General features: G+C 38.7%; 3 protein-coding genes and 1 pseudogene. 3 read left to right on the forward strand and 1 reads right to left on the reverse strand.

Annotation, left to right across the window (positions count from 1 at the left end):
* Together ACH2DQ_RS29175 and ACH2DQ_RS29180 are read left to right on the forward strand one after the other, a co-directional pair.
* Window positions 1-287 (forward strand): annotated as a pseudogene (locus tag ACH2DQ_RS29175) (carbohydrate ABC transporter permease); the annotation flags it as partial.
* Between the two features lie 37 nt (window positions 288-324).
* Window positions 325-3,003 (forward strand): family 78 glycoside hydrolase catalytic domain, encoded by a 2,679-nt coding sequence (locus ACH2DQ_RS29180; RefSeq protein WP_394912638.1) that lies wholly within the window; start codon window positions 325-327, stop codon window positions 3,001-3,003.
* 32 nt (window positions 3,004-3,035) lie between these two features.
* Here the strand turns inward: ACH2DQ_RS29180 and ACH2DQ_RS29185 are convergent, their stop codons facing one another.
* Entirely contained in the window at window positions 3,036-3,395 is a 360-nt protein-coding gene (locus ACH2DQ_RS29185) for a winged helix-turn-helix transcriptional regulator (protein ID WP_394912639.1), read from the reverse strand.
* Window positions 3,396-3,524: 129 nt separating this feature from the next.
* On the opposite strand from ACH2DQ_RS29185, the gene ACH2DQ_RS29190 reads away from it, so the two are divergent.
* On the forward strand, window positions 3,525-4,073 hold the full coding sequence (locus ACH2DQ_RS29190) for a flavodoxin family protein (RefSeq protein ID WP_395028824.1): 549 nt from the start codon (window positions 3,525-3,527) through the stop codon (window positions 4,071-4,073).
* Window positions 4,074-4,317: the final 244 nt, after the last annotated feature.

The following is a 4,317-nucleotide window of genomic DNA, read 5'->3' on the forward strand; positions in this document are numbered from 1 at the left end:
TATTTTTCACCATCATAATGCCTCTGCTCAAACCGGTGATTGCCACCAGCAGTGTAATCTTTGCGATGAATGTGTGGAATGATTTCCAGCTTCCGCTATATTTTTTAAGCAGTCCGTCTAAATATACCATGCCTCTGACAATATATAATTTTTATGGGAAATATTTTAGTAATTGGAATTATGTATTTGCTGATATGGTACTTACTGCAATTCCCATTCTGATTGTTTACCTGATTGCACAAAAATATATAGTAGCAGGTATGACAGCCGGAGCAGTGAAGGGATGAGTGCGCCCAGAAAAATTGATTTAGAAAGGATTGAAAAATGAAAGCAGTACAGGTAAAGCTTCAAAATTGTGCAGTTCAGGCGGGAATAGAAAGAGTGCCTGTAGTTAAGTGGGAATATACCCAAAAAGATGCAGGAAATGAGCAGAAGGCTTATCGTATAACAATCAGTGAAGGTGAAAAATTGGTATATGATTCCGAAATGCAATATAGCAGCCGGCAAAACGGAATTGAAGCAGAAATTCCTTTAAAGACCCATAAAAAGTATGAGATGATTATTGAAATCACAGATAAAAATGGATATAAGGAAAAAAGCGATAAGGCATATTTTATAAGCGGAGTTTGTGACCGGTCTGACTGGTGTGGGAAATGGATTTCTAATCTGACGAAGAAACCTTTTTTCACAGGGAAAATGTTCAATGTAGGTAAAGAGGTACGTGCGGCTTATTTATCAGTCTGCGGTTTGGGGCAGTATGAAGCTGTAATAAATGAAAAAAAGGCAGGCAGTTCTGTTCTGGACGGTTCATGGACAGATTATCATAAGCAGGTCCATTACCAGACTTATGACATTACAGAGCATTTAAGTATCGGAGAAAACAACATTTGTATAGAGGTTGGAAATGGATGGTATATTGGGGATACCTTAGAAGAGAGACATTTTTATACACTGAATCATCGCTATCAGCCATATGGGAAATATCTTACCTGCATTGCACAGATGACAATTTATTATTTGGATGGAAGTAAGCAGCAGGTAGTTACAGATGGAAGCTGGTGGACCGCACCGAGTCCAACACTGCTGGCAAATGTTTATGGTTCAGAGGATTATGATGCGGGAAAGTGGTATGGATACAGAGAATTGTATCAGAGACCTGCAAAAGATAAGGCAATAGAGTTAATGGAAGAAGATCGTCCTAAAGGTCACCTTACCCCAATGTTATATCCTCCGGTAATAGTAAAGAAAATTTATGAAACCCAGCAGATTACGGAGGAGGGAAAAAATTGTTATGTATTTGATCTTGGTCAGAATATGTCTGGTCAGTTCGAAATTCATGTAAAAGGAAAGAAAGGGCAGAAAATCAAGATCACTCCTGTGGAGAAGAAAAATACAGAAGGAAACTGTGAGAAAACAACAGAAACCTGGTGTTATTATATTCTTTCAGGCAGTAGAGATACTGAAATCTGGCGTCCAAAGTTTTCTTATGCAGCCGGTAGATGGGTTATGGTTGAGGGGGTTACCAGAGAACATGACAATGTCAGCCTTCCCTGCATCATTGATGTAAAAGGTTATTTTGTAACATCGTCTGCAGAAGATACGGGGACTTTTTCCTGTTCGGACAATCGGTATGAACAGATACATAATCTTGTAAAAATGGCTGTGGAAAGCAATCTCAACCATATACATACAGATTGCCCATCTATAGAAAAACTGGGGTGGCTGGAACCAAACCATCTGATGGGACCTTCGATAATGTATCTTAAGAACGTGGATACCTTATGGGAAAAAATTTCCGCAGACATGAGAGCAGCACAATACGAGGATGGTGAGAGAGACCTGGATACCGGTTGCTTTCCTCATGAATACTCAACCGGTCTTATCCCTTCCATAGCACCAAGATATGCGAAATTTATTACAGATTGCGGGGAAGGCAGCTTTTGGGATATTATTCCCTGGGGCAGCAGCATTTTGTTAGCGGCTGATATTCAGAGTCAGTTTTATGGGAATTACAGGGTGATCAGAGAGAACTACGATGCAGCTAAAAAATATGTTGATTACCAATATGATAAATATCAGAATTATAATATTATTTATCAGCATTCAGACAATGAACATTTTATCTGTCACGGACTGGGAGACTGGGGAATCCAGCAGAATAAGGGAGAATGCCGGGAGAATCTGGAGACAGCCTTTTTATTTAAAGATCTCTGCCTGCTTTCTGAATTTTCCTATAAAATGGGATACAGAGAAGCCGGATTGGAATATCAGATGAAAGCTTCTGAAGTGAAATCCTCTTATAATAAAGCACTACTAAAATATGAGGAAGATATGGATCAATGGTTCTACGATGCATATGATTGCATAGAAAAAAAGAAAACTCAGGCGAATCAGGCAATCCCATTGTATTTCCACATGGTGCCTGAAGATAAGAGAACTTCGGTAGAAAAAAGCTTCATTCAAATTACCAGCAAAGGCAGATTTTGTTCAGGAGAAATCGGACTGCGCTTTATATTCAGAACCCTGGCCGGGCTTGGAAGGAATGATCTGATACAGGATATGATAATGCAGGAGGAGCATCCGAGTTACTACAGGTTTATCCAACAGGGAGAAACTACATTGCCAGAATTTTGGCGGGATGATGCCAGAAGCAGGAACCATGACATGATGGGGCAGATTGTGGAATGGTTCTACAGTGAAGTAGCGGGTATTACATCCAATGATGGCTTTAGCAATATTCGTATTGCGCCTCAACCTGTGAAGAGTCTGAATTGGTTAAAGTGCGAATATCAGGCAATAACAGGAAAGATTCAGGTTCGATATGAAAAAAGAGCAGATACGGATTGTATGTTAGTTACGATCCCCGTTAATACAAATGCGGTTATTCATCTACCCAAATGGTGTGACCATATGATTTATGCCTGCAATCGGCCCGATGTTCAAATCCGAAATGGTGTTTGCCATGTTACGGGTGGAGTTTATGAATTTTGGTATCATAGTTGAGATAAATAATCAATTTGTTTCAAAAACTTTTCTTAAATACCATAATCTACTGCCCAATTTATAATTTCAAGAAATATCGGATACAAAGCTTTTCCTTTCTCAGAAAGAGAATACTCAACATGGGGAGGTATTTCATTAAACTGTGTTCTGTCTACAAAACCCACTTCCTCTAATGTCTTTAATGTAGAGGATAGCATTGTGTTTGTTACTCCGCCTATGGCACTTTTTAATTGACCGAACCGCAAACTGTCGGTTTGTGTCAATTCAAAAAGGACTCGCAGTACCCATTTATTTGAAAAAATATTAAATAACATCTGCACGGGACAATCTACCGTACAAAATTTTTCTGTCACAACCATTTGTTGATATTCTTCAAAAGTCATTTTTGACATGCCATCGTCTCCTAAGTATTATTTACCGTACTATGTACGCATAATCTGCGTACTTGTTTTCTTTTAAGTATATAGTATGATATATATACAATACATTGTCAAGACAACATACGAAAAGAGGTATATGAAATGAGTAAAATTTTATTATTTTTAGGAAGTCCACGTAAAAACGGCATTTCACATGCTTTGGCAGAACAGGTCGTTGCCGGAGCAAAATCCGTTGGAGCAGAAATCGTTACATACAACTTGAACGATGATGCTATAAAAGGCTGTCAAGGCTGTAATTACTGCCGCACCCATGACGGATGTGCAACAAAAGACGCTTTGGCTTCTATGTATGAAGAGATTGATGAAGTGAATGGCTTTATTGTAACATTCCCTATTTACTTTAATGCCGTCAGTGCCCAGTCTAAAAAGTTAATTGATCGATCTGTTGCTTTCGCAGATGAAAACTACAGCCCACGCCATCCAGGAATTAAGCTTGTTACAGTTTTTACACAGCTTGCTGCTGATGAAGCATATTATGCGAGCCTTCGGAATGCCACCAATCAAAATTTTCTTGATGAAGGCTTTGAATTAGTGGGAAGTATTTCAGGCTGTGGTTTTGAGACAAGCACTGAAATTCCCGCTGAACTTTTGGAACAAGCTTTTCAATCGGGTGTAAAGCTGGCGAAATAGGTTTCTTGGGTTTGTTTTATCTAGTGTGTCCTTTTCGGACAATGTGAAGTTATATTTTTCCTTATGTTAGAGGGGCTGAAATTTGGTATTAACCAACAGCCCTTTTTTACGTTAATTGTATAGACATCATCCAGCCTGTAAAAAAAATCCCCCTAAAAAAGTAAAATCCTTCCTCACGCTTTAAAACAAATGCTTGCTATAATGTGAATATATAAAGTTTCCGGAATCAGATAGTATGAAGTAC

Source organism: Robinsoniella sp., from assembly GCF_034124845.1.

Excerpts from the sequence above, each read along its gene's own strand:
- ACH2DQ_RS29180 (WP_394912638.1), top strand. The coding sequence starts at position 325 with ATGAAAGCAGTACAGGTAAAGCTTCAAAATTGTGCAGTTCAGGCGGGA.
- ACH2DQ_RS29185 (WP_394912639.1), bottom strand. The coding sequence starts at position 3,395 with ATGTCAAAAATGACTTTTGAAGAATATCAACAAATGGTTGTGACAGAA.
- ACH2DQ_RS29190 (WP_395028824.1), top strand. The coding sequence starts at position 3,525 with ATGAGTAAAATTTTATTATTTTTAGGAAGTCCACGTAAAAACGGCATT.